The sequence below is a fragment of the Amaricoccus sp. B4 genome (genome assembly GCF_043226085.1).
Classification (GTDB): domain Bacteria; phylum Pseudomonadota; class Alphaproteobacteria; order Rhodobacterales; family Rhodobacteraceae; genus Amaricoccus.
In genome coordinates this window covers 3431314-3454461 of sequence record NZ_CP171225.1, presented here as the reverse complement: position 1 = coordinate 3454461, position 23148 = coordinate 3431314, and the positions used below count along the sequence as shown (strand labels likewise).

Genomic DNA, 23148 nt, shown 5'->3' with positions numbered 1-23148 from the left:
ACGCTAGCGGCAGGGTGTGAAGGCCGGGTTAGCCGGGGCGCCCTTTCCGGCGCCCCGGCCCGGTCAGCTCGGATCGCGCCAGCGGTTGACCATCGGGTAGCGGCGGTCGAGCCAGAAGGCGCGGCGGGTGAGGCGCGCGCCGGGGGCGGACTGGAAGCGCTTCCATTCGGAGATGTTGAGGAGATGCTCGACGCGCTTCACCGTGTCGCGCTCGTAGCCCGCCGCGACGATCTCGGCGACCGACTGGTCGTCCTCGACCATGCGCTCGAGGATGCCGTCGAGGATCTCGTAGGACGGCAGGCTGTCCTCGTCCTTCTGGTCGGCGCGCAGCTCGGCCGAGGGCGGCTTTTCGATGACGCGGGGCGGGATCACCACGCCCGCGGGCGCCTTCATCCACGGGCGGTGGTTTTCGTTGCGCCAGCGGCAGGTCTCGAAGACGCGGGTCTTGTAGAGATCCTTGATCGGATTGTAGCCGCCGTTCATGTCGCCGTAGATCGTGCAGTAGCCGACCGCGACCTCCGACTTGTTGCCGGTGGTGAGCAGCATGGCGCCGAACTTGTTGGAGACCGCCATCAGGAGCGTGCCGCGCAGCCGCGACTGGAGGTTCTCCTCCGTCACATCCGGCGCATGGCCCGCGAAGAGTGGCGCGAGCGTCTCGGTGAGCGCGGCGCGGCCAGGCTCGATCGGCAGCGTGTCGAGCCGGCAGCCGAGGGCCTCGGCCACGCCCGCGGCATCCTCGAGGCTTTCGGTGGCGGTGTATTCGGAGGGCAGCATGATGCAGTGGACGTTTTCCGGGCCCAGCGCATCGGCGGCGATGGTGGCGACGAGCGCGCTGTCGACCCCGCCCGAGAGGCCGAGCACCGCCTTCGAGAAGCCCGACTTGGTCATGTAGTCATGGAGCGCCATGACCATGCCGCGGTAGTCCTGCTCGACCACGGGCGGGTGGACGGCCCGCTCGCCGGGGCGCGCGCGCCAGCCCGCCTCGGTGCGGTCGAAATCGACATGGGCGATGACCTCGTCGAAGACCGGGAGCTGCACCGCGAGCTGGCCGCCCGGGTTGAGGACGAAGGAGCCGCCCTCGAAGATCTGGTCGTCCTGGCCGCCCAGCATGTTGAGGTAGACGAGCGGCAGGCCGGTTTCGACGGTGCGCGCCACCATGTGGTGGATGCGCACGTCGAACTTGCCGCGGCGGTAGGGCGAGCCGTTCGGCACCATCAGGATCTCCGCCCCGCTCTCGGCCATCGTCTCGGCGACATCAGGATACCAGCTGTCCTCGCAGATCGGCGTGCCCATCCGCAGCGGGCCGATCGCGAAGGGCCCGGCGATCTGGCCGGGCGTGTAGAGGCGCATCTCGTCGAAGACGTGGTAGTTCGGCAGGTGATGCTTGCGGGCATAGCCCCTGACCTTCCCGCCCTCGAGAATGGCGTAGACGTTGTAATGCCGGCCGTCGGCCTCCCTCACCGGCAGGCCGATGCCGAGCGGCGGGCCGTCGGCGACCTCGGCGGCGAGCGTTTCGAGCTCGTTCCAGGCATCGGCGCAGAGCGCGGGTTTCACGGCGAGATCCTGCGGCTGGTAGCCGAGCAGGAACATCTCGGGCATGGCGACGAAATCGGCGCCGGCGGCCTTGCCCGCGGCATGGGCCTCGCGCGCCTTCGCGCGGTTGCCCGCGAGATCCCCGAGCGTGGGGTTCATCTGTGCCATGGTCAGCCGAAACGTGCCGGTCATGCCGGATCCCCCGCGCTTGCCTCGTCCTCCCCGAATACCTTCGGCGCCGGGGCGATGACAAGGGCGGCTCTGATGCGGCGCAGCGGGGCGCCCGACCGCCGGCATGGGGCAATAAGCCATTGTCCCCGCCGGGGGGGATTGGCTAAGTTCCCGCAACAGCAGATTGACCCGGACCCCGGGCAGGAGACAGGCTTGATACGAGCAATCCGCATCGGCACCGCACTCGGCGTCCTCTGCCTTGCGCCCGGCCTTGCCATGGCCCAGGCGTCGGTGCAGACCAAGGAATACGACAATGGCGGCGTCTACGAAGGCGAATTCGTCGACGGCCGCCAGCAGGGCACCGGCACCTACCGGCTGCCGAACGGCTATGAATACAGCGGCCAGTGGGTCGAGGGCCGCATCGAGGGCGAGGGCAAGGCGACCTTCCCCAACGGCGCGGTCTACGAGGGCCATTTCGCCGACGGCCGCCCGCAGGGCAAGGGCCGCATGACCTATCCCGACGGCTCGAGCTACGAGGGCGCCTGGGCAGGCGGCCTCATCGAGGGCGAGGGCGTCGCGACCTATGCCAACGGCATGCGCTACGAGGGCAACTTCACGCAGGGCCAGCAGGACGGCAAGGGCAAGCTCACCGGGCCGGACGGCTATGTCTACGAGGGCGACTGGGTCGCGGGCGAGAAGGACGGCACCGGCCGGATCACCTATCCCGACGGCAGCGTCTATGAGGGCGAGATGACGGCCGGCGTGCCGGAAGGCTCCGGCGTGCTCGTCGGCGCGGACGGCTCCCGCTACGAGGGCGGCTGGAAGGGCGGCCAGATCGACGGCGACGGCCACCTCGTTCAGGCGGGCGGCGAGAGCTACGAGGGCGCCTTCGTCGCGGGCCGCCGCGAGGGGCTCGGGCGCATGGTCTCGGCCAATGGCGATGTCTACGAGGGCGGCTTCAAGGCCGACCAGCGCGACGGGGCGGGCACGCTCACCGCGGTCGACGGTTTCTCCTACACCGGCCAGTGGGTCGAGGGCCGCATCGAGGGCGAAGGCAAGGCGACCTATCCCGACGGCGCGGTCTACGAGGGCCACTTCACCAACGGCCGCGCCGATGGCCAGGGCAAGATCACCTATGCCGACGGCTCGACCTTCGAGGGCAGCTGGGAGGCCGGGGTGATCGCCGGCGAGGGCAAGGCGGTCTATGCCAACGGCATCACCTACGAGGGCGCCTTCTCCGACGGGCGCAACAACGGCCGCGGCAAGCTCACCTCGGAGGACGGCTATTCCTACGAGGGGGACTGGAAGGACGGGCTGCGCGATGGCGAGGGCGTCGCGGTCTATGCCGACGGCACCCGCTACGAGGGCAGCTTCAAGGAGGGGATGCGCGCGGGCGCGGGCAAGATGACCCTGCCCCAGGGGCATGTCTTCGAGGGCACCTGGAAGGACGGGCTGCTCAACGGGCCCGGCCGGGCGGAATATCCCAACGGCGATGTCTACGAGGGCAATTTCGTCGACGGGCGGCGCGAGGGCGAGGGCAAGATGACCTTTGCCGGCGGGCAGGTCTACGAAGGGCTCTGGAAGGACGGGCAGCCGGCCGGGACGGCAACGGCGACGCCGCCGACGCCGGAGGACGCCCCCGCAGCCCCCGAGGAGCCCGCGGCAGCGCCTGCGCAGGACGGCTGAACCTTGACGGCAGATTGCGCGCGGGGGCGGAAACGGCCCTGCGCGCCCTGTTTATGCTCAGTTGATGCGGTCGGTGGCGCCGCCGGGGCCGATCAGCAGCGCGTCCACGTCGCGGCGGACCGAGCGGATCAGGGCGGCGCAGGTTTCATCGCCCTCCCCTCCCTCTCCCGCGAGGCGGTCCCAGATCGCGAGCTTGGTGCTCACGTCGCGCAGCGATCGGGCCCGGAGCGCGGCCGCCTTCATCGCGACCTGCTGCTCGAGATCGAGCAGCACATCGGTCTCGCTCGCCGCCTGGCAGGCGAGCGCCCAGGTCAGCTCGTGATCGTGCGCCCGCTCGGCGAGATGTTCGCCGATCATCCGGAGATAGTCGTGAAGCTTGTCGAGGTCGTCGGGCAGACTCTTCGGTCCGAAGCGCAATGTGCGTATCAGTCCATCATTTTCCATCAGCGCCAGCATCTTCCCGCCATCCCCCAAAAAAATGCTCGCAATCCCGCCGGAGCGGAGCATCGGCTGCGTTTATCCTGCGACCTATGCGAGTGCAATTCCGAGCGTCACGCTAACGTGATCGCGTGAGGCGCAGGTCAAATCATGTTTCTCCGCGCCGGTTCCATCAGGAATCGCTGCGGATGATTCCGACACCGATCCCCCTTACCGCCGCAGTAATCCGGTCAAACACACCCAGCTTGAGGTAGATCCGCCGCAGATGTGCGTCAACTGTATGAGCGGAAATCCCCAGGATCTCGGCGATCGAGGGATTGCTTTTGCCGCGCGCCACCCAGATCAGCACCTCCTGTTCGCGCCGCGAAAGGCTTGGCCGCGGGCCGAGCGCCGGCACCCAGAGGGCGCAGTAGCGGAGGTGGGCGAGCTGGCAGGCCCACTGCATCTCGTGGAGCGCGCCGGGCTCCATCCGGGTCGTGCCCGGCTCGAACTCGAGGCTTACGAAGCCGTTGCGGCCGTTGGGGCCATAGACCGAGATGCAGAGGCCGCTCGCCGGATCATCGTCGCGCAGAAGCGCTATCTGCTCGGGGTCGAGCGGACCGTCGAGAACAAGCGGCACCTCGTCCCAGTAGAAGGGCCTCGGATGCATCAGCGCGTAGCGGAGGTTGCGGTTGGTCCGGTAGTAGCCGGAGCAGAAATAGGTCTGCACCACATCCTCGCCGAAGCCCTCGGTGGCGAAGCGCAGGCGATCCGCATCCGGCGCGCCGAGCGGCGGCAGATGAGCGTAATAAAGCCGCGCGATGCGGCGCGCCTTTATGTAGCGGGTGCAGATATCCCAGAGTTTCCAGAGATCCGGGGCCCGCTCCACCTCCCCCTGGTAGTCGCGAAGATCCATTGTCTCGCAATCCTGCCATCACCTGCTGTCGCCATCCGATAATAGGACCTTATGCTGCGGAAGCACAATCAACCTTGCGCCAGATCATGGCGAAAGGCCGGCATTTCACACGACAGGCGATTGACGACGACGCTATCCCGCCCCCGGAGCTCAGACCTCGCGCAGGATGCGGCGCTGGATCTTGCCGGTCGCCGTCATCGGCAGATGTTCCACGAAGACGAGCTGTCGCGGCGCGACATGGGGCGAGATCCGGCTCCTCACCCGCTCGACGAGCTGGGCTTCGAGCCCCTCGGAGGAGGCACCGTCGCGCAGCACGACAAAGGCCTTCACCACCTCGGTGCGGATCGGATCCGGCACGCCGACGACCCCGGCCATCGCGACATCGGGGTGGCCGGAGAGGCAATCCTCGATCTCGGTCGGGCCGATGCGGTAGCCCGAGGAGGTGATGACATCGTCGGTGCGCGACTGGAAGAAGACGTATCCGTCCTCGTCCATCGTGCCCTCGTCCCCGGTGAGCAGCCAGCGCCCGGCGAATTTCTCCGCCGTCTTTTCCGGGTTGTTCCAGTATCCGAGAAACATCACCGGATCGGGCGCGCGCACTGCGATCTCGCCGGACTCGCCCGGAGGCAGAGGCCGGCCCGACGGCGAGACGATGGCGACCTGGTGCCCTGGCACGGCGCGACCGGCGGAACCGGGGCGCACCGGCATCCGGGCGGAACAGTTCGCGATCATCGCGTTGCATTCGGTCTGGCCGTAGAATTCGTTGATGGTGATGCCGAAGACGCCGCTGCCCCAGTCGAGCAGCTCGGCGCCCAGCGCCTCGCCGGCGGAAGTGACGGTGCGGAGCCCGGGCACGGCGCCGACGCCCGCCTGGCGCATGAGCTTGAGCGCGGTCGGCGGGAAGAAGGTGTTGCGCACCTCCGTGCGGGTCATGAGATGCGCGGCGCGCTCGGGATCGAATTTCGCCATCCGGTGCGCCACCACCTCGACCCCGAAATAGAGCGAGGGCAGCAGCACGTTGGTGAGCCCGCCCATCCAGGCCCAGTCGGCCGGGGTCCAGATCCGGTCGCCGGGGCGGCCGAGCGTGTCATGGGCCAGCCCGATGCCGGGGAGATGCCCGAGCAATACCCGGTGGCCGTGGAGCGCCCCCTTGGGCGGGCCGGTTGTCCCAGAGGTGTAGCTGAGGAAGGCCGGATCATCGGGGCCGGTCGCCACCAGCTCGCAGTGGTCGCTCGCCTTGCCGAGCTCCTGCCAGAAGCCCATCACGTCGGTCTCGCGCATGTCGATGGAGAAGACCGTGGTCAGATCGGGCAGGCTTGCGCGGATCGCCACCACCTTGGGGAGGTTCGCCTGATCGGTGACGATGGCCTTCGCGCCGGAATCGAGCATGCGGAAATGCAGCCCGTCTTCGCCGAAGAGCGAGAAGAGCGGCACGACCACGGCACCGATCCGGTAGGCGGCGAGATGGGTGATGAGGGTCTCGGGCGTCTGGGGCAGCAGCACCGCGACCCGGTCGCCGCGGCCGATGCCCTGGGCCTTCAGCGCATTCGCAAACCGCCGCGCGGCACGGGCGAGCATGGCGAAGGTCCAGACCCGCTCCTCGCCCTCGGGGCGGATGTAGCGCAGCGCAACGCGGTCGGGTTCCTGCCGGGCCCAGACGTCGCAGCACACTTCGGCAATGTTGAACCGCCGCCAGCGCGGCCAGCGGAAGGCGGCCCGGAGCTCGTCCCAGCTGCCGGATTCAGGAAGGAGGGGAAGCCCTGGACTACGCATCACTCTCATCTCGCACCTGCAACATCACTGGAACCTGATGGCACAAGATTGCGAAATAGCCAAATGGTGGCGTTGCGTTGAGAAAGGAAAAGAGCCATCTTGCGACCCCGCGACAACAATACGAAACACCGCCCCGGGAGTTTGCCGTGTCCGTTCCGCCTCGCCTGATCGACCCGTTCCAGCGGGAGATCACCTACCTTCGGGTCTCGGTGACGGACCGGTGCGATTTCCGCTGTGTCTATTGCATGGCGGAGCATATGGAATTCCTGCCCAAGGCGGAGTTGCTGACGCTTGAGGAGCTCGACCGGCTCTGCTCGGCCTTCGTCGGGCTCGGGGTGCAGAAGCTGAGGATCACCGGTGGCGAGCCCCTGGTGCGCAAGGGCATCATGACCTTCTTCCGCGGCATGGCGCGGCATCTCGAGAGCGGGGCGCTGCGGGAGCTGACCCTCACCACCAACGGCAGCCAGCTCGAGCGATTCGCGGCCGAGCTCTTCGATTGCGGCGTGCGGCGGGTGAATGTCTCGCTCGACACGCTCGACGCGGCGAAGTTCAAGGCGATCACCCGCTGGGGCCGGTTCGAGCAGGTGATGCGCGGGATCGAGGCCGCCGCCGCCGCGGGGCTGGCGATCAAGATCAACGCGGTGGCGCTCCGGGGCGTCAATTGCGACGAGATCCACGATTTCGTCGCCTGGTGCGGCGCGCGCGGCTTCGATCTCACCTTCATCGAGGTGATGCCGATGGGCGATCTCGGCGAGGAGGACCGGCTCGACCAGTATTATTCGCTGGAGGCGCTGCGGGCCGATCTCGAGACCCGCTGGACGCTCACCGATACGCAGGAGCGGACGGGAGGCCCGGCGCGCTATGTGCGGGTGGCGGAGACCGGCGGGCGCATCGGCTTCATCACGCCGCTCTCCCACAACTTCTGTGAAAGCTGCAACCGCGTGCGCCTGACCTGCACCGGGCAGCTCTACATGTGCCTCGGCCAGGAGGACGATGCGGATTTGCGCCGGGTGCTGCGCAGCCATCCGGGCGAGGACGCGCCGCTCATCGAGGCGATCCGGGCGGCGATCGCCCGCAAGCCCAAGGGGCACGACTTCGACTATTCGCGGCAGGAAGTCGCGGGCCAGATGAGCCGCCACATGAGCCACACCGGCGGCTGAAGCCGCCCCCCGGAGGGAGGTGCGCATGGACTTCACGCCGCTCACGGGCAGCTGCCGCTGCGGCAGGGTGCGGATCGGGATGTCGCAGCCGCCGGTGATGACCGCGGCCTGCCATTGCCGGGGCTGCCAGCGCATGAGTTCGAGCGCGTTTTCCCTGACCGCGATGGTGCCCGTGCAGGGTTTTCAGGTTCTTGCGGGCGATCCGGTGCCGGGCGGGCTGCGCGGGCCCGAGCTCGATCACCGGTTCTGCCCGGACTGCATGAGCTGGATCTTCACCCGCATCCGCGGCTGGGACGAGATGGTCAATGTCCGTCCGGTGATGTTCGAGGACCTTCGCTGGGCCGAGCCCTTCCTCGAGACGATGGCGGCGGAGAAGCTGCCCTGGGTGAACCTGCCGGTCCGGCGGAGCTATGCGGGCTTTCCGCCCGAGGCGGATTTCCCCGATCTTCTGGCGCAGTTCGCGGCCGAGCGGCACTGAGCCGCGCGGCTCAGTGCGCGAGAGCCCAGTTCGGCCCCTGCCCCGCATCGACGACGAGCGGCACATCGAGCGCGACGGCGGGCAGCGCCGCAGCTTCCATCACCGTCTTTACCGCCGCGATGGTTTCCTCCACCGCGCCTTCCTCGACCTCGAAGACCAGTTCGTCATGGACCTGGAGCAGCATCTTCGCGGGCAGGTGCGCAATGGCCTCGGGCACGCGGATCATGGCGCGGCGGATCACGTCGGCGGCCGAGCCCTGGATCGGGGCGTTGATCGCGGCGCGCTGCGCGAAGGCGGCCTTGGGGCCCTTCGCAGCAATCTGCGGCGTGTGGATCCGGCGGCCGAAGAGCGTCTCGACGTACTGGTGCTCCTTCGCGAAGGCCACGGTCTCGTCCATGTATTCGCGGATGCCGGGGAACCGCTCGAAATAGGTGTCGATGAAGGCCTTCGCCTGCTCGCGCGGGATGCGCAGGTTGTTGGCGAGCCCGAAGGCGGAAATGCCGTAGATCACGCCGAAATTGATCGCCTTCGCCTGGCGCCGGACCATCGGGTCCATGCCCTCGATCGGCACGCCGAACATCTCGGAGGCGGTCATCGCATGGATGTCGAGCCCGTCGCGGAACGCCTCCTTAAGCGCCTCGATCCCGGCGACATGGGCAAGGATGCGGAGCTCGATCTGGGAATAGTCGAGCGAGACGAGCAGGCTGCCCTCCGGGGCGATGAAGGCCTCGCGGATACGGCGGCCCTCCTCGGTGCGGACGGGGATGTTCTGCAGGTTCGGGTCGGTCGAGGCGAGGCGGCCGGTGGCGGCGCCCGAGATCACGTAGGAGGTGTGGACGCGGCCGGTTTCCGGGTTGATGTGGCTCTGAAGCGCGTCGGTATAGGTCGACTTGAGCTTGGAGAGCTGGCGCCAGTCGAGCACGCGCGCGGGCAGGTCGTGGCCCTGTGCGGCAAGCTCCTCGAGCACGTCGGCGCCGGTGGCATAGGCGCCGGTCTTGCCCTTCTTGCCGCCCGCAAGCCCCATCTGGTCGAAGAGCACCTCACCGAGCTGCTTGGGGGAGCCCACGTTGAATTTGCCGCCTGCAAGCGTGTGGATCTCCTCCTCGAGCGCCGCCATCTTCTGGGCAAAGGCGCCGGACATGCGCGAGAGGTGGTCGCGGTCGACCTTGATGCCCGCCATCTCCATCCTGGCCAGCACCGGAACGAGCGGGCGCTCCATGGTCTCGTAGACGCGGGTGACGCGGGCGAACGGCAGGCGCGGCTTCAGCACCGCCGAGAGCCGCCAGGTGATCTCGGCGTCTTCCGCGGCATAGGCCGCGGCCTCCTCGATCGGCACCCGGTCGAAGGTGATCGCCGACTTGCCCGAGCCGAGCAGCGGCTTGATGGGGATCGGCACATGGCCGAGATAGGCCTCGCTCAGATAGTCCATGCCGTGGCCGTGGAGGCCGGAATGGAGCGCGAAGGACATGAGCATGGTGTCGTCGATCGGCGCCACCGTCACCCCGTGCCGGGCGAAGATCTTGGCGTCGTATTTCATGTTCTGGCCGATCTTGAGGATCGCGGGATCCTCGAGCACGGGTCGGAGCAGGCCGAGCGCCTCCTCGAGCGGGATCTGCCCCTCGATGAGCGCCGCCGCGCCGAAGAGGTCGCCCTCGCCCTTCACATGGCCGAGCGGGATGTAGGCCGCAATCCCCGGACCGGTGGAGAGCGAGATGCCGACGAGGCCCGCCACCATCTCGTCGAGGCCGGTGGTTTCGGTATCGACCGCGACGATGCCCGCCGCGCGGATGCGCGCGACCCAGGCCTCGAGGGCGGCGCGGTCCCGCACCGTCTCGTAGCGCGCGGGATCGATCGGCGGAAGCTCCGGGCGCGCCGGCGCCGTCCAGCCCTCGGCGGCGGCACCGTCCGCCCCGCCGTCGGCGGGGCTCGATGCCCCGGCGCCGGCGCCCCCCGCCCCGGCGGGCAGGGGCGGCTCGACGCCGAATTTCGCCGCCACCCGGCCGGTCAGGGTGCGGAACTCCATTTCCGAGAGGAAGGTCAGAAGCTTCTCCGGGTCCGGCTCGCGCACCTCGAGCGCCTCGAGCGGCTCGTCGAGCGGCGTGTCGCGGCGGAGCGTGACGAGATCGCGCGAGACGCGGATCTGGTCGGCATAGTCGATCAGGGTCTGGCGGCGCTTGGGCTGCTTGATCTCGCCCGCCCGCGCCAGCAGCGTGTCGAGATCGCCGTATTCGCGGATGAGCAGCGCGGCGGTCTTCACGCCGATCCCCGGCGCACCGGGCACGTTGTCGACGGAGTCGCCCGCAAGCGCCTGCACGTCGGTGACCTTGTCGGGGGTGACGCCGAACTTCGCCTCGACCTCCTCGAGCCCGATCGGCTTCATCTTGAGCGTGTCGAACATCTCGATGCCGCCGCCCACGAGCTGCATGAGGTCCTTGTCGGCGGAGATGATGGTGACACGGCCGCCCGCGTCGCGCGCGAGGCAGGCGTAGGTCGCGATCAGGTCGTCGGCCTCGAAGCCTTCCTTCTCGATGCAGGGCAGATTGAAGGCGCGGGTGGCATCGCGGATCAGCGGGAACTGCGGGCGCAGATCCTCGGGCGGCTCGGGCCGCTGGGCCTTGTATTCGGGGTAGATCTCGCTGCGGAAGGTCTTGCCGGAATGATCGAAGATCACCGCGACATGGGTCGGCGCATCCGCCCCCTTCGCGTCCTCGACCATCTTGAAGACCATGTTGCAGAAGCCCGCGACCGCCCCCACGGGAAGGCCGTCGGATTTTCGGGTGAGCGGCGGCAGGGCGTGATAGGCCCGGAAGATGAATCCCGAGCCGTCGATCAGATGCAGGTGGTGCCCCTTGCCGAAGGACACGATCAGTGGTCCGACACCGCCGCGCCCGGCTTCAGCACGTATTTCCGGTCACAGTAGCCGCACTCGACGAACCCGGTCTTCGGGTCGATGGTGAGCCAGACCCGCGGGTGCCCCAGCGCGCCGCCGCCGCCGTCGCAGGCGATGCGGGTCGAGGTCACTTCGATGACTTCCGGGGCTGGTCTGCTCATGCGGAACTCCGTCAGGCTGCGGCTTGTCTCCCGCTCTCCTTAGCCTGCGGGTGCGGGGCTCGGCAATGCCAAGCTCGCGCCCGCGGGCCGAGGCGCGCGGTCAGGCGGGGTGGACGAGCATCGCGCCGAGCGAGCGGCCGGCGAGGATGTGCATGTGGAAATGCGGCACTTCCTGGTGCGAATCCGGGCCAGCATTGCCGATCACCCGGTAGCCTGCGCCGCCCGTCCCCGGCGCGACCCCGAGATCGGCCGAAAGCTTCGCAAGGGTCCGGTAGAAATCGACGATCTCCGCCTCGCTCGCCTCCGCCCCGAAATGGTCGGCGTTCACATAGGCGCCCTTCGGGATCACCAGCACATGCACCGGGGCCTGGGGCCGGATGTCGTGGAAGGCGAGCGTGTGCTCGGTCTCGCAGATGGTCTTGTTGGGGATCTCGCCGCGCAGGATCTTCGCGAAGATGTTCTGGTCATCGTAGTCGTAGGGCATCCCTGTCGCTCCGCTCGGTCTCGGTTCAGTGCGGCTAGCAAGGCGGAAACGCGCCGGGGGTCAAGGGGCAATCGCCCCCGGAGCGGGTTTCAGGCAACGCCCTCCTGGGCGAAGATCCGGCGCAGGTCCTCCTCGGGGCGCGCGCCGATATGGCTGATGATCTCGGCCGCGGCGATGCAGCCCATGCGGGTGGCGGTCAGCATGTCGCGGCCCGCGGTGAGGCCGTGGAGCAGGCCCGCGGCGAAGAGATCCCCCGCGCCGGTCGCATCGACCACGCGGGCCGGCATGGCGGTGGCATGCACCCGCCGGCCGCCGGACATGAGGAAGGCCCCCCGGGCGCCGACGGTGCAGGCGGTCATCGGCACCTCGGCCTGGGCCCGCCCCATGGCCCATTCGAGCACATCGGTCTGGTAGAGCGACTTGAGCTCGTGCTCGTTGGCGACCAGCAGGTCCACGTCGGAGCGGATCATCGCGAGAAAGGCCTCGCGGTGGCGCTCGACGCAGAACGGGTCGGAGAGCGTGATCGCGACCTTGCCGCCTGCGGACTTGCAGGCGTGGATGGCGCGGGCGAAGGCCGCGTGGCTCTCGGGGCCGTCGAAGCGGTAGCCCTCGAGAAAGATCCATTCCGCGTCGGCCATCTGCGCTTCGTCGATGTCGGCGGGGCTGAGGAACTCGGAGACGCCGAGGTAGGTGCTCATCGAGCGCTCGCCGTCCGGGGTGACGAGCACCATGCAGCGCCCGGTCTCGTGCGGATGGTCGCGCGGCGCGGGCGGGGTGTCGAAACCGGCCCCCTGCGCCCGGAGGTCATGGGCGAAGATCGCGCCGAGCTGGTCGTCCTTGACCTTGCCGACATAGGCGGTGCGCACGCCGAGCGCCGCGAGGCCCGCGATGGTGTTGGCCGCCGAGCCGCCCGAAACCTCGCGCGCGACGCCCATGCTGGAATAAAGCTCGACGGCGCGGTCCCGGCCGACGAGCTGCATGATGCCGCGTTCGACCGCGTGTTCGGTCAGGAATTCCTCCCGCACGCGGGAGATCACGTCGACGATGGCATTGCCCACGCCGACGACCTGATAGGTCTTGCTCAAATCGTCTTCTCCTCGAACTCGCAGATATCGCGGATCAGGCAGGCGGCGCAGGCGGGTTTGCGCGCCGTGCAGACATAGCGTCCGTGCAGGATCAGCCAGTGATGTGCGTGTAGCTGGTAGGGGGCGGGAACGTGATCCTCGATCGCGCGCTCGACCGCCTCGACGGTCTTGCCCTTGGCGATGCCGGTCCGGTTCCCCACCCGGAAGATGTGGGTATCGACCGCCTGTGCGGGCAGCCGCCACCACATGTTGAGAACGACGTTGGCGGTCTTGCGGCCGACGCCGGGCAGGCTCTGGAGCGCGGCGCGCGAGGAAGGCACCTCGCCGCCATAGGCCTCGACGAGAATGCGGCTGAGCTTCAGCACGTTCTTCGCCTTGTTGCGGTAGAGACCGATCGTGCGGATATGCTCGACGATGCCCTCCTCCCCGAGGGCGAGCATCTTCTCGGGCGTGTCGGCGGCCTGGAAGAGGCCTTCCGTCGCCCGGTTCACGCCCTTGTCGGTCGCCTGCGCCGAGAGCGCGACGGCGACAAGCAGCGTGTAGGCACTGGTGTGGATGAGCTCGCCTTTCGGCTCGGGCTCGGCAGCGTGGAAGCGGCGAAAGATCTCCGAGATCGTCGCGTAGTCGAGCTGATCGGGCATGGGCCTCCAGGATCGGGGCGCGGCGGGCCCGCCGCTTTTGCACAGGATTCGGGTGTCTGTGTCTCCGGCAAACGGTTACTTTCCCGCTAATGGCACGGAAACACTGCTGCATGTGGAATAACAGGCGATGACCGAACTGCAACCCTATCATTACGGTGTCATGACCCGGGCGCTCGCCCAGATGGACGCCCATGCCCCGGAACAGCTCTCGCTCGAGGCGCTTGCCGCCGGGGTCGGCATGAGTGCGGCGCATTTCCAGCGTGTCTTCAGCCAGTGGGTCGGAGTGAGCCCCAAGCGCTACCAGCAGTATCTCGCACTCGACCATGCCAAGCGCCTGCTCGCCGAGCGGCACAGCGTGCTCGCGACCGCCCATGCCGCGGGGCTGTCGGGCTCGGGGCGGCTCCACGACCTGTTCCTGCGCTGGGAGGCGATGAGCCCGGGGGAATACGCCCGCGCGGGCGACGGGCTCGAGATCGCCTGGGGCCAATTCGAGACGCCCTTCGGGCCCGCGCTTGCCATGGGCACGGCGCGGGGTCTCTGCGGGCTCGCCTTCTCGGCCGAGACCGGCGAGGCGGCGGCGATGGCGGACATGCGCGCGCGCTGGCCGAAGGCAGGCTTCCGGGAGGATCGCGCGCGGCTCGCGCCCTGGGTCGCCGCGGCCTTCGGGGACGGCGGCGAGACGCGGATCCACATGATCGGCGCCCCCTTCCAGATCAAGGTCTGGGAGGCGCTCCTGCAGGTGCCGAGCGGGCATGTGACGACCTATTCCGACATTGCCACCGCCATCGGGCGGCCGCGCGCGGTGCGCGCCGTGGGCACGGCGGTGGGGCGCAATCCGGTGAGCTGGCTCATTCCCTGCCACCGCGCCCTGCGGAAATCGGGCGGGCTCGGCGGCTATCACTGGGGGTTGGGGGTGAAACGGGCGATGCTCGCCTGGGAATCCGCGCGGCTCGAGGGCACACGCGAGGCGGGATAGGCCCCGCGCGGAATTCCGCGCGAGGCGGCCGGGCCTCATGACGAAGGCGTGAAACCCGCAGCCGTGACGCTTTCTGCCGGCGCGCGGTGTATGATAAGGCGGATCCACAACAACAGCACGAACGAGGATCCGAGCAGTGTCCGGCAAACTCAATGCATTTTCCGCGCTCGGTGCAGCGGCGGCCCTTCTCTCCGCCTGCACCTATGCCGACGGCACCCGCAACAACACCGCGACCCAGGCGGTCGCCGGGACCGCGACCGGGGCGCTGATCGGCAATCTGGTCGGCGGCGACGAGCAGTCGACGATCATCGGCGGCGTCGTTGGCGGCATCGCGGGCACCGCCCTTGGCAGCCATCTCGACAACCAGCAGCGCGAGCTTCAGGCCGCGATCGGCGGCAGCGGCGCCGGCATCGTCAACACCGGCAACCAGCTCATCGTGAGCCTGCCCGAAGCGATCACCTTCGCGGTCGACAGCTCCGACGTGCGGCCCCAGATCCGCGACGACCTGATCGCGGTGTCGCGCAACCTGCAGAAATACCCCAACAGCACCGTTCAGGTGGTCGGGCACACCGACAACACCGGCTCGGCGAACTACAACCAGGGCCTGAGCGAGCGCCGCGCGCAGGCGGTCTCGAACATCCTGATTGCGAGCGGCACGCCCTCCTGGCGCGTCCAGTCCTTCGGCCGCGGCGCGAGCCAGCCGGTGGCCTCGAACGCAACGGCCGAGGGCCGGGCGGCGAACCGGCGGGTCGAGATCATCATCACGCCGGGCAGCTGAGGCGCGGCGCCGTCAGACCGGGCGGGCCTCCGGCAACCGGGGGCCCCGGCCGAAACGGGCCGAGAAGCTGGCGCAAGGGCGGCCCTGTGGCCGCCCTCGGGTCATTCCGGCATGTGCAGGACGGACGGGTTCAGCGACCCTGGGCGCAGGCCCGGCATTTCGGGGTGTGCGGCAGGACATCGAGACGCGCGTCGCTGATCGGATCGCCGCATTCGACGCAGATGCCGTAGGTGCCCTGCGCCATGCGGTCGAGGGCCGCACGGATCATGCGGATCTCGAGCTGCCCGGCCTCGCCGAGATCCTCGAGCACCTCCTCGTCCTCGCGTTCGGTGGCGCGTTCCTCGAAATCGCGGTTCACCGGCTCGTCGAGTTCGCTCGCGATCCGGTGCAACCGTCCCTCGAGCTCCTCAAGCCGGGTTTCGAGCAGTTTCCTGCGGTCGTCGGTGGCAATCATCTCGCGCCCCCCTTGTCATCCATTTTTCATGACTCGCGCATGGATCGCGCCGGCGGTCCATGATCCGTGTCAATTCCGGCACTTGCGTGCAGGACAGGATAAATGGCGGGCGGCCCGTCAGCGACGGGCGATGATCCAGACCGCATGGACGATGCCGGGGATGTAGCCGCAGAGCGTCAGCAGGATGTTGATCCAGAACTGGAGGCCGATCCCGACCTGGAGAAACACGCCGAGCGGCGGCAGCAGGATGGACAGAAGAATTCGCAGCAGATCCAATTTTCTCAACTCCTCGATGGGCAGACCACAGGAACGTTTGAGAAACGAGGTTGTTCCCCCCGCCCGGCGCAAGGGGGCCGCTCAGGGGATCGAGAAGATCTCGGCGGCGATCGCAGCGCCGCTGCCCTCGAGACGCCGCTCGGCCGGGCTGTCGTAGACGACGAGCCAGTCCTCCCCCCAGCGCACGAGGCCTTCGGGGTGATCGACCTTACCGCGATAGGGCAGATCGAGCGCATGGACGACCGCTTCCGGCGGATGGACGCCGCTCTTGCGCGCCGAGACGGCATCCTTCCAGCGCAGGACATGCGCCGGCCCGTCGCCGGCCATGGCGGGCCCCGCGAGCACGAGCAGGTCGTCGCCGTCGAAGGCGAGATCGCGCACGCCGAGGCCGCGCGTCGGCAGCAGGTGCGTCCGGTAGCGGCGCTTGCCGTCGATGCGCCGGGGCTTGAGGTGGCCGCTGCCGGTGATCTTGCAGTCGAGCTCGATCACCACCGCCATGCCGCCGATCACCGGCCCGCGCAGCCCGAGCCAGACGCGCAGCCCGCGGGCGGCGATCCCCTCGATGTCGAGGCCGTTCTCCTTGCAGGGGATGTCGAGAAACGGGCCGAGGATCGGATCGTCCCGCAGCCAGCGCTTGAGCTTGCTGTGCTTCTTCGAGAGCTTGAAATGTGCGGCGCGGTTCTCGCCCACTTCGGCGAGCGGCGCCATGCCACCGGAGCGGCGGGTGAGGGGAAAGCGGCCGAGGAACGCGCGGTTCGGGTCGCGCTTGATGTCCGTCATGCGGCGGAGCGCCTCGTCCGGCGCATGTCCGGAGACCTTGGGCTTGCCGCGCTTGAGCGAATGCGAGCCCACCACCCAGAGCCAGTTGCCGTCGCAATCGAGCCCCTCGATATCCATCTCGCCCCCCGGGCCGTCGGGGAGATCGATGAGCGCGCCGAAGGCGAAATGGCGGTGATTGCCCCAGTGGCCGTCGGCCTCGGTCAGGCGGTCCACCCCCGCGGTTTCGTCGCAGGAGAGGAACAGGCTGTCGCCTGCGCGCGCGGCGGCGGAGAGATCCTGGTGTATTGGATCATCAACGTGATCGATCGCCTTGTGATGCCGGAAGCGGAGGATCAGGCGGTCTTTCGGGTCGGGCACGGGCATTCGGTCTCCTGTGGGGCTTGGCGCACCGGCCCTCGTTCACTTGCTGCGGAGCCTTCATCGTGATGCGTGCGCCGAATCCCCCCGAGCCTAGCCCAAGCGAGGGCTGTTCCCAAACCCCGGAAGCGGAGGACGAGGCGCTGGTGATCTTCACCCCGTCGGGCCGCCGCGGCCGGGTGCCGCGCGGCACGCGCGTGCTCGATGCTGCGCGCCGCCTCGGGGTCGATCTCGATTCCGTCTGCGGCGGGCGGGGGATCTGCTCCAAATGCCAGGTCGCGCCGGCCTTCGGCGATTTCCCCAAGCACGGGCTCCGGTCGGCGGTGGATGCGCTCTCGGACTGGAATGCGGTCGAGGCGCGCTATGCCGAGAAGCGCGGGCTGGCGGCCGGCCGGCGGCTCGGCTGTCAGGCGCGGATCAAGGGCGATGTGGTCATCGACGTGCCGCCCGAGAGCCAGGTTCACCGCCAGGTGGTGCGCAAGCGCGCGGAAGCGCGCGCCATCGTCATGGATCCTGCCGTGCGGCCCTTCTATGTCGAGGTGGCCGAGCCCGACATGCACGAGCCCTCGGGTGATTTCGAGCGGCTCTGCCGGGCGCTCGAGGCGCAATGGGGGATCGGCGCGGTGGAGGCGAGCCTGCCGGTGCTCGCCCGGCTCCAGCCGGTGCTGCGGCAGGGCGGCTGGAGCATCACCTGCGTGATCCACCGGGAAGGCGAAACCGGCCCTGCCCGGCTGCTCGAGGTCTGGCCCGGCTTCCGCGAGGGCCCGCTGCTGGGGCTCGCGATCGATCTCGGTTCGACGACGATCGCCGGCCATCTCTGCGATCTCGCGACCGGCGAGGTGCTGGCCTCGGCCGGGCTCATGAACCCGCAGATCCGCTTCGGCGAGGATCTGATGAGCCGTGTGTCCTGGGCGATGATGAACCCCGGCGGTGCGGCGGAGATGACAAAGGCGGTGCGCGATGCGCTCGGGGCGCTGGCCCGCGCCGCCGCGGCGGAGGCGGGCGTGTCCGCGGACGCGATCTTCGAGGCGGTGATCGTCGGCAATCCGGTGATGCATCACCTGCTGCTCGGGATCGATCCGGTGGAGCTCGGCCAGGCGCCGTTCGCGCTCGCGGCGGCGGGCGCCCTGCGGTTCGGCGCGGCCGAGATCGGCCTCGGGCTGCATGCGGAGGCGCGCGTCTACGTGCTCCCCTGCATCGCGGGCCATGTCGGCGCCGATGCCGCGGCGGTGGCGCTCTCGGAAGCGCCGGACCGCTCGGACGAACTCATGCTCGTCGTCGATGTCGGCACGAATGCCGAGATCCTGCTCGGAGACCGCAGCCGCATTCTGGCCTGCTCCTCGCCGACCGGGCCCGCCTTCGAGGGCGCGCAGATCGCCTTCGGGCAGCGCGCGGCGCCGGGCGCCATCGAACGGGTGGCGATCGACCCGGTAACGAAGGTGCCGCGCTTCCGGGTGATCGGCTGCGAGCTCTGGTCCGACGCGCCGGGCTTTGCCGAAGCCGTCGGCGCCACCGGCATCACCGGGATCTGTGGCTCGGGCATCATCGAGGCGATCGCGGAAATGCGCATGGCCGGGCTCGTCGATGCGAGCGGTCTGATCGGTTCGGCCGAGCAGACCGGGTCGGAGCGCTCCGTGCCCGAGGGGCGGACTCATGCCTATCTGCTCCATGACGGCAGCGCCGCCGGCGGGCCCCGCATCCTGGTGACGCAGGGCGATGTTCGCGCCATCCAGCTTGCGAAATCCGCGCTTTACGCCGGAGCGCGGCTGCTCATGGACCGGATGGGGGTCGATGACGTGGCCCGTGTCGTGCTCGCGGGCGCCTTCGGCGCACATATCTCGCCGAAACATGCGATGGTGCTCGGCATGATACCGGACTGCGGGATCGGCCAGGTGAGCTCGGCGGGAAATGCGGCGGGCACCGGCGCGCGGATCGCGCTGCTCAATGCCGCCGCCCGGCACGAGGTCGAGGCGCTGGTGCGGCGGATCGAGAAGGTCGAAACCGCGATCGAGCCGCAGTTCCAGGCCCATTTCGTTGCCGCCAACGCCATGCCGCACGCGAGCGATGCCTTCGCCCGGCTCCGCGCCGCGGTGCCGCTCCCCGATGTCTCGTTCAACACCGGCGGAGCGCGCAGCGGCGAGGGCGGCGGGCGCCGGCGGCGGCGCGGCTGAAGCCGCGGCTAGGCCGCGAGATCGGGTGCGGCCGAACCGATGCGGGCACAGATCTCGCGGAGCGCCCGGCGGCTTTCGGGCGACCAGGGCGCGGCGCGGGAGGCGAAGAGCGTCGCCTGGCTCCTCAGCACGAGCCCGTCCTCGAGGATCTTCAGGTGGTTGTCCCGGAGCGTCGAGCCGGTCGAGGTGATGTCGGCCACGGCTTCGGCGGTGAGGTTCTTCACGCTGCCTTCGGTCGCACCCTGGCTGTCGACGAGCTGGTAATCCGCGATGTCGTGCTGGCGGAAGAACTCGCGCACGAGATGGTGATATTTCGTCGCGACCCGCAGCCGGTGGCCGTGGATCTGCCGGAAGGCGGCGGCGGCGGCATCGAGATCGGGCATCGAGGTCACATCGACCCAGAAGGCGGGCACGGCGATGATGAGATCGGCGTGGCCAAAGCCCATCTCCTCCATCTCGATCAGCCGCTCGGACCAGCGCGGGATCTCCTCATGGACGAGATCCTGGCCGGTGACGCCGAGATGGAGCCGCCCGGCGGCGAGCTCGCGGGGCACCTCGGCGGCGGAGAGCAGCACGAGCTCCACGCCCTCGAGGCTGACCGTGCCACGGTATTCGCGCCCGAGATCGCTGCGGGTGATGGTGATGCCGCGGGCGCCGAACCATTCGATGGTGGCCTCCTGCAGCCGGCCCTTGGAGGGCACACCGAGCTTGAGGGTCATTGCGGGGAGCCTCCGGTGAGGGCGAGCAGCGCCTCGGGGCGGATGATGCCGCCGACCGCGGGCATGCCCTGCCCCTGCCCCAGCACCTCGGTCAGCGCGTCATAGCGCCCGCCGCTGGCGATGGGGGGCAGGTCCGGGCGGCCCTCGGCGATCGCGCCGAAGACGAAGCCGTCGTAATACTCGAGCGTGGTGCGGCCGAAGCCCGCCTCAAAGGCAAGGGCCGCCGGGTCGATGCCGCGGGCGGCAAAGGCCGCGAGCCGGGCCTCGAACCGGTCGATCGCCGTGCCGAGGCCGGGCAGGTCGCGGGAAAAATCGCGCAAGGTCGCGAGCACCGAGGCACAGGTGCCGCGCACCGCCATCAGCGCCTCGAGCGCGCGCACCTTGCCCGGATCGAGCGGCGGCGTCACCGCCTCGGCGACCAGCCGCTCGACGCGGCCCATGACCTCCTCGGCGGTGCGCAGGCCGACCGGCGCACCGGCCTCGGCGATCATGGCATCGAGCGTGCCGGACTGCGCGGCTTCGATGAGCGCCGCGCGGCGAACCGTCATCTTGGCCTGATCGACGCCGAAGCGGTGGAGAAGCTCCTGGAAACGCGCCGGGCGCCAGAGATGGCGGCGAAGGGCGGCCCGGCGCGGCGCACTGGTCTCGAGCGCCTCGATCCCCGCGATCGCCAGCCCCATGTCGCCGGTGAGAAGCGAGACCGGCGCGCCCGCGAGCGCCTCGCCGATCAGCGCGAGCACCTCGGCATCTGCCTCGGCGGGGGCACCCTCGCCGAAGATCTCAAGCCCGGCCTGAAGGTATTCGCGCGGCCGGTCGGAGCCGAACTCCTGTCGCCGCCAGACCGGGCCGCAGTAGCTGTAGCGCGCGGGGTTCACGCCCTGCGCCATGTGGAGCCGCACGATCGGCACGGTGAAATCCGGGCGCAGCATCATCTCGGCGCGGTCGTCGCGGGTCACGAAGGCGCGCGCCCGGATGTCCTCGCCATAGAGGTCGAGCAGCACCTCGGCGGGCTGGAGCGCGGCGGGCTCCACCCGCGCGGCCCCGGTCTGGCCGAGAACCGAAAGGATGCGGGCGACCTCGGCCTCGAGCGCGGCGAGCCCCGCTCCGACGCGGGCGCCCTTCAGATAGGCCCTGTCAGCGACGACCATCTCAGCCCCCTGCCCGCGCCAGCATCGCGCGGACCTCCGCGACGAGATCGCCACGCGCGATCTCCATCTGAGCGGGCTGGGCCTGCCAGTCCTCTCGGGTCTCGATGTTGGCGGCGAGCCGCGCGCCGAGCGCGAGATCCTTGATCTGCACCACGCCGCGCGCCTTCTCGTCGCCCCCCTCGATCACCGCCACCGGGCAGGCGCGCGCATCGGCATACTTGAGCTGCTTGCCCATGTTGCCACCGCCGAGGAAGACCTCGGCGCGGATGCCGGCCGCGCGCAGCTCGGCGGCCATCGCCTGATACTCGGCCATGCGGTCGCGATCCATCACGGTGACAACCACGGGGCCCGCGGGCGCAGCCTCCGCCCGGCCCTTCGCGGCGAGCGCGGCCAGCAGCCGGTCGACGCCGATGGAGACGCCGGTCGCGGGCACCTTCTCGCCGGTGAAGCGGGTCACGAGATCGTCGTAGCGTCCGCCCCCCGCCACGGAGCCGAACTGGCGCTTGCGGCCCTTCTCGTCGAGGATCTCGAAGGTGAGCTCGGCCTCGAAGACCGGCCCGGTGTAATAGCCGAGGCCACGCACCACCGAAGGGTCGATAACCACATGGCCCGCGCCCGAGGCCGCCAGCATCTCGGCGATCGTCTCGAGCTCCTGCACCCCCTCGAGCCCGGTGGCCGAGCCGCCCACCAGCTCGCGGAGCCGCGCGCAGGTTCCCGCGCCATCCTCGGCACGGGCGTCCATGAAGCCGAGAATCACATCGGCCTGCGCCTCGCCAAGCTGCGCGCCTTCGGTGAAATCGCCGCTCTCGTCCTTGCGGCCCGCACCGAGCAGCGCGCGCACGCCGTCGAGCCCGAGCCGGTCGAGCTTGTCGATGGCGCGCATCACGATGCCGCGCCGGGCAGCGTCGCGCTCCGGGTCCGCCGGATCGAGCACGCCCGCGACCTCCATGACGCCGTTCAGCACCTTCCGGTTGTTCACGCGGATCAGGTAGTCGGCGCGCGCGATGCCGGCAGCCTCCAGCGCCTCGCCGAGCATGCCGCAGATCTCGGCATCCGCCGCCACGCTCGCGGCCCCGACGGTATCCGCATCGCACTGGTAGAACTGCCGGAACCGCCCCGGCCCCGGCTTCTCGTTGCGCCAGACCGGACCGACCGCATAGCGGCGATAGGGATTGGGCAGGTCGCGCCGGTGCTGGGCATAGACGCGCGCCAGCGGCGCGGTGAGATCATAGCGGAGCGCGAGCCAGCCCTCGTCGTCGTCTTCCCAGGCGAACACCCCTTCGTTGGGCCGGTCCACATCGGGAAGGAACTTGCCCAGCGCCTCGACCGTCTCGACGGCGGAGCTTTCGAGCGGGTCGAAACCGTGGGCATGATAGACTGCGGTCACGCGCGAGAGCATCTCGGCGCGGTTCGTTACCTCGGCGCCAAAATAGTCACGGAACCCGCGCGGGGTCTCGGCGCGCGGTCTGCGGGGTTTTGCTGCCTTGTTCTTCGCCATGGCCTCATCCGGGCTACGCAATTTGCGCGCCCTCGTAACCCGGATGCCGGGCGGGGGGCAAGGTCAGCCGAGGGTGAGCGACTTGAAGCCGCCGCGATGGAACAGCAGCGGCGGCACGTCGCGCTCGCAGAGCCGCAGCACCTCGCCGACGAGAATCACATGATCGCCCCCGTCATGGCAGGCGGCGGTGCGACACTCGAAGCGTGCGGCATATGTCGCAAGCAGCGGCGTGCCGCCTATACCTGTCTCGAGCTCCAGACCCTCGAAGTCGCGGCCAAGGGTCGCGAAGCGCAGGGCGAGAGGCTTTTCGCCCGCGGGCAGCACATGGATCGTGAAATATTCGGTGCCGGTGAAGCACTCGAAGCGGTCGGAGCCGCGCGCAAGCGACCAGAGCACGAGCGGCGGGTCGAGCGAGACGCTCGCGAAACTGTTGATGGTGATGCCGACGGGCCCGCGCGCGCCGTCGGCGGTCACGACGGCGACGCCGGTGGCGAAATGACCCAGCGCGTCGCGCAGCTCTCTCTGATCGAATTCGGGCATGCCCCGCCTCACTCCCCATCGGGCCCCTGAGCGCCCTACCTAGGCGCGGAAACGGG

Annotated in this window: 22 protein-coding genes; 6 read left to right on the top strand and 16 right to left on the bottom strand. The window is 69.3% G+C overall.

The genetic code is table 11. From position 1 onward, the window contains the following. Positions 1-63: 63 nt before the first annotated feature. On the bottom strand, positions 64-1725 hold the full coding sequence (locus ACF66B_RS16610) for an NAD+ synthase (RefSeq protein WP_111429868.1): 1662 nt from the start codon (positions 1723-1725) through the stop codon (positions 64-66). A 255-nt stretch (positions 1726-1980) separates the two neighbouring features. Between ACF66B_RS16610 and ACF66B_RS16605 the strand changes: the two genes are divergently transcribed. Continuing rightward, the gene (locus tag ACF66B_RS16605) at positions 1981-3390 is read left to right on the top strand and encodes a 2-isopropylmalate synthase (protein ID WP_111429998.1); all 1410 of its coding nucleotides are present in this window, start codon (positions 1981-1983) and stop codon (positions 3388-3390) included. A gap of 57 nt (positions 3391-3447) precedes the next feature. On the opposite strand, the gene ACF66B_RS16600 is transcribed toward ACF66B_RS16605, so the two are convergent. The 3 genes from ACF66B_RS16600 to ACF66B_RS16590 all read right to left on the bottom strand — a co-directional run bounded on the left by ACF66B_RS16600 (position 3448) and on the right by ACF66B_RS16590 (position 6496). Next, the gene (locus tag ACF66B_RS16600) at positions 3448-3846 is read right to left on the bottom strand and encodes a hypothetical protein (RefSeq protein WP_162683267.1); all 399 of its coding nucleotides are present in this window, start codon (positions 3844-3846) and stop codon (positions 3448-3450) included. A 154-nt stretch (positions 3847-4000) separates the two neighbouring features. Next, on the bottom strand, positions 4001-4723 hold the full coding sequence (locus ACF66B_RS16595) for a LuxR C-terminal-related transcriptional regulator (protein WP_392663321.1): 723 nt from the start codon (positions 4721-4723) through the stop codon (positions 4001-4003). 150 nt (positions 4724-4873) lie between these two features. Beyond that, the gene (locus tag ACF66B_RS16590; RefSeq protein WP_111429870.1) at positions 4874-6496 is read right to left on the bottom strand and encodes an AMP-binding protein; all 1623 of its coding nucleotides are present in this window, start codon (positions 6494-6496) and stop codon (positions 4874-4876) included. A gap of 146 nt (positions 6497-6642) precedes the next feature. Between ACF66B_RS16590 and moaA the strand changes: the two genes are divergently transcribed. Next, on the top strand, positions 6643-7656 hold the full coding sequence (gene moaA / locus ACF66B_RS16585) for a GTP 3',8-cyclase MoaA (protein ID WP_111429871.1): 1014 nt from the start codon (positions 6643-6645) through the stop codon (positions 7654-7656). 25 nt (positions 7657-7681) lie between these two features. Beyond that, positions 7682-8134, top strand: coding sequence for a GFA family protein (locus tag ACF66B_RS16580; RefSeq protein ID WP_111429872.1), 453 nt, complete (start codon positions 7682-7684; stop codon positions 8132-8134). Positions 8135-8144: 10 nt separating this feature from the next. On the opposite strand, the gene polA is transcribed toward ACF66B_RS16580, so the two are convergent. The 5 genes from polA to nth all read right to left on the bottom strand — a co-directional run bounded on the left by polA (position 8145) and on the right by nth (position 13395). Then, a complete protein-coding gene (gene polA / locus ACF66B_RS16575) occupies positions 8145-10997 on the bottom strand; it encodes a DNA polymerase I (RefSeq protein ID WP_111429873.1) in 2853 nt (950 codons plus the stop codon). Positions 10998-10999: 2 nt separating this feature from the next. Further along, positions 11000-11185, bottom strand: coding sequence for a zinc-finger domain-containing protein (locus tag ACF66B_RS16570; RefSeq protein ID WP_111429874.1), 186 nt, complete (start codon positions 11183-11185; stop codon positions 11000-11002). A gap of 100 nt (positions 11186-11285) precedes the next feature. Next, positions 11286-11669 carry an HIT domain-containing protein gene (locus ACF66B_RS16565; RefSeq protein WP_111429875.1) on the bottom strand — a complete coding sequence of 128 codons (384 nt, stop codon included), beginning with the start codon at positions 11667-11669 and terminating at the stop codon, positions 11286-11288. Positions 11670-11758: 89 nt separating this feature from the next. Further along, positions 11759-12754: an adenosine kinase gene (locus ACF66B_RS16560; protein WP_111429876.1), complete on the bottom strand. Its 996-nt coding sequence runs from the start codon at positions 12752-12754 to the stop codon at positions 11759-11761. Beyond that, positions 12751-13395, bottom strand: coding sequence for an endonuclease III (gene nth / locus ACF66B_RS16555; RefSeq protein ID WP_111429877.1), 645 nt, complete (start codon positions 13393-13395; stop codon positions 12751-12753). The genes ACF66B_RS16560 and nth overlap by 4 nt, the downstream gene beginning before the upstream one ends. A gap of 127 nt (positions 13396-13522) precedes the next feature. On the opposite strand from nth, the gene ACF66B_RS16550 reads away from it, so the two are divergent. Next, positions 13523-14371: a bifunctional helix-turn-helix domain-containing protein/methylated-DNA--[protein]-cysteine S-methyltransferase gene (locus ACF66B_RS16550; protein WP_111429878.1), complete on the top strand. Its 849-nt coding sequence runs from the start codon at positions 13523-13525 to the stop codon at positions 14369-14371. Positions 14372-14507: 136 nt separating this feature from the next. Beyond that, positions 14508-15149: an OmpA family protein gene (locus ACF66B_RS16545; protein ID WP_111429879.1), complete on the top strand. Its 642-nt coding sequence runs from the start codon at positions 14508-14510 to the stop codon at positions 15147-15149. Positions 15150-15279: 130 nt separating this feature from the next. Here ACF66B_RS16545 and ACF66B_RS16540 read toward each other — a convergent pair whose 3' ends face one another. The 3 genes from ACF66B_RS16540 to ACF66B_RS16530 form a co-directional block, all read right to left on the bottom strand. After that, positions 15280-15603, bottom strand: a complete 324-nt coding sequence (locus ACF66B_RS16540; protein ID WP_111429880.1) for a TraR/DksA family transcriptional regulator — start codon at positions 15601-15603, stop codon at positions 15280-15282. 117 nt (positions 15604-15720) lie between these two features. Then, the gene (locus ACF66B_RS16535) at positions 15721-15879 is read right to left on the bottom strand and encodes a YqaE/Pmp3 family membrane protein (protein ID WP_111429881.1); all 159 of its coding nucleotides are present in this window, start codon (positions 15877-15879) and stop codon (positions 15721-15723) included. Positions 15880-15960: 81 nt separating this feature from the next. Beyond that, positions 15961-17022 (bottom strand): DUF3616 domain-containing protein, encoded by a 1062-nt coding sequence (locus ACF66B_RS16530; RefSeq protein ID WP_111429882.1) that lies wholly within the window; start codon positions 17020-17022, stop codon positions 15961-15963. A 62-nt stretch (positions 17023-17084) separates the two neighbouring features. On the opposite strand from ACF66B_RS16530, the gene ACF66B_RS16525 reads away from it, so the two are divergent. Further along, positions 17085-19187, top strand: coding sequence for an ASKHA domain-containing protein (locus ACF66B_RS16525; RefSeq protein ID WP_111429883.1), 2103 nt, complete (start codon positions 17085-17087; stop codon positions 19185-19187). An 8-nt stretch (positions 19188-19195) separates the two neighbouring features. Here the strand turns inward: ACF66B_RS16525 and hisG are convergent, their stop codons facing one another. The 4 genes from hisG to ACF66B_RS16505 form a co-directional block, all read right to left on the bottom strand. Continuing rightward, a complete protein-coding gene (gene hisG, locus ACF66B_RS16520) occupies positions 19196-19906 on the bottom strand; it encodes an ATP phosphoribosyltransferase (RefSeq protein WP_111429884.1) in 711 nt (236 codons plus the stop codon). After that, the gene (locus ACF66B_RS16515) at positions 19903-21054 is read right to left on the bottom strand and encodes an ATP phosphoribosyltransferase regulatory subunit (RefSeq protein ID WP_111429885.1); all 1152 of its coding nucleotides are present in this window, start codon (positions 21052-21054) and stop codon (positions 19903-19905) included. Before ACF66B_RS16515 ends, hisG begins: the two co-directional genes overlap by 4 nt. Before the next feature lies 1 nt (position 21055). After that, entirely contained in the window at positions 21056-22552 is a 1497-nt protein-coding gene (gene hisS / locus ACF66B_RS16510) for a histidine--tRNA ligase (protein ID WP_111429886.1), read from the bottom strand. A 63-nt stretch (positions 22553-22615) separates the two neighbouring features. Further along, positions 22616-23092 (bottom strand): flavin reductase family protein, encoded by a 477-nt coding sequence (locus ACF66B_RS16505; RefSeq protein WP_111429887.1) that lies wholly within the window; start codon positions 23090-23092, stop codon positions 22616-22618. Between the last annotated feature and the right edge of the window lie 56 nt (positions 23093-23148).

Coding starts and splice junctions, on each gene's coding strand:
- hisS (WP_111429886.1), bottom strand. CDS start 22,552: ATGGCGAAGAACAAGGCAGCAAAACCCCGCAGACCGCGCGCCGAGACC.
- ACF66B_RS16590 (WP_111429870.1), bottom strand. CDS start 6,496: ATGCGTAGTCCAGGGCTTCCCCTCCTTCCTGAATCCGGCAGCTGGGAC.
- nth (WP_111429877.1), bottom strand. CDS start 13,395: ATGCCCGATCAGCTCGACTACGCGACGATCTCGGAGATCTTTCGCCGC.
- ACF66B_RS16505 (WP_111429887.1), bottom strand. CDS start 23,092: ATGCCCGAATTCGATCAGAGAGAGCTGCGCGACGCGCTGGGTCATTTC.
- ACF66B_RS16565 (WP_111429875.1), bottom strand. CDS start 11,669: ATGCCCTACGACTACGATGACCAGAACATCTTCGCGAAGATCCTGCGC.
- ACF66B_RS16600 (WP_162683267.1), bottom strand. CDS start 3,846: ATGCTGGCGCTGATGGAAAATGATGGACTGATACGCACATTGCGCTTC.
- ACF66B_RS16530 (WP_111429882.1), bottom strand. CDS start 17,022: ATGCCCGTGCCCGACCCGAAAGACCGCCTGATCCTCCGCTTCCGGCAT.
- ACF66B_RS16540 (WP_111429880.1), bottom strand. CDS start 15,603: ATGATTGCCACCGACGACCGCAGGAAACTGCTCGAAACCCGGCTTGAG.
- ACF66B_RS16595 (WP_392663321.1), bottom strand. CDS start 4,723: ATGGATCTTCGCGACTACCAGGGGGAGGTGGAGCGGGCCCCGGATCTC.
- ACF66B_RS16515 (WP_111429885.1), bottom strand. CDS start 21,054: ATGGTCGTCGCTGACAGGGCCTATCTGAAGGGCGCCCGCGTCGGAGCG.
- ACF66B_RS16550 (WP_111429878.1), top strand. CDS start 13,523: ATGACCGAACTGCAACCCTATCATTACGGTGTCATGACCCGGGCGCTC.
- ACF66B_RS16605 (WP_111429998.1), top strand. CDS start 1,981: ATGGCCCAGGCGTCGGTGCAGACCAAGGAATACGACAATGGCGGCGTC.
- ACF66B_RS16610 (WP_111429868.1), bottom strand. CDS start 1,725: ATGACCGGCACGTTTCGGCTGACCATGGCACAGATGAACCCCACGCTC.
- ACF66B_RS16570 (WP_111429874.1), bottom strand. CDS start 11,185: ATGAGCAGACCAGCCCCGGAAGTCATCGAAGTGACCTCGACCCGCATC.
- ACF66B_RS16525 (WP_111429883.1), top strand. CDS start 17,085: ATGCGTGCGCCGAATCCCCCCGAGCCTAGCCCAAGCGAGGGCTGTTCC.
- ACF66B_RS16580 (WP_111429872.1), top strand. CDS start 7,682: ATGGACTTCACGCCGCTCACGGGCAGCTGCCGCTGCGGCAGGGTGCGG.
- hisG (WP_111429884.1), bottom strand. CDS start 19,906: ATGACCCTCAAGCTCGGTGTGCCCTCCAAGGGCCGGCTGCAGGAGGCC.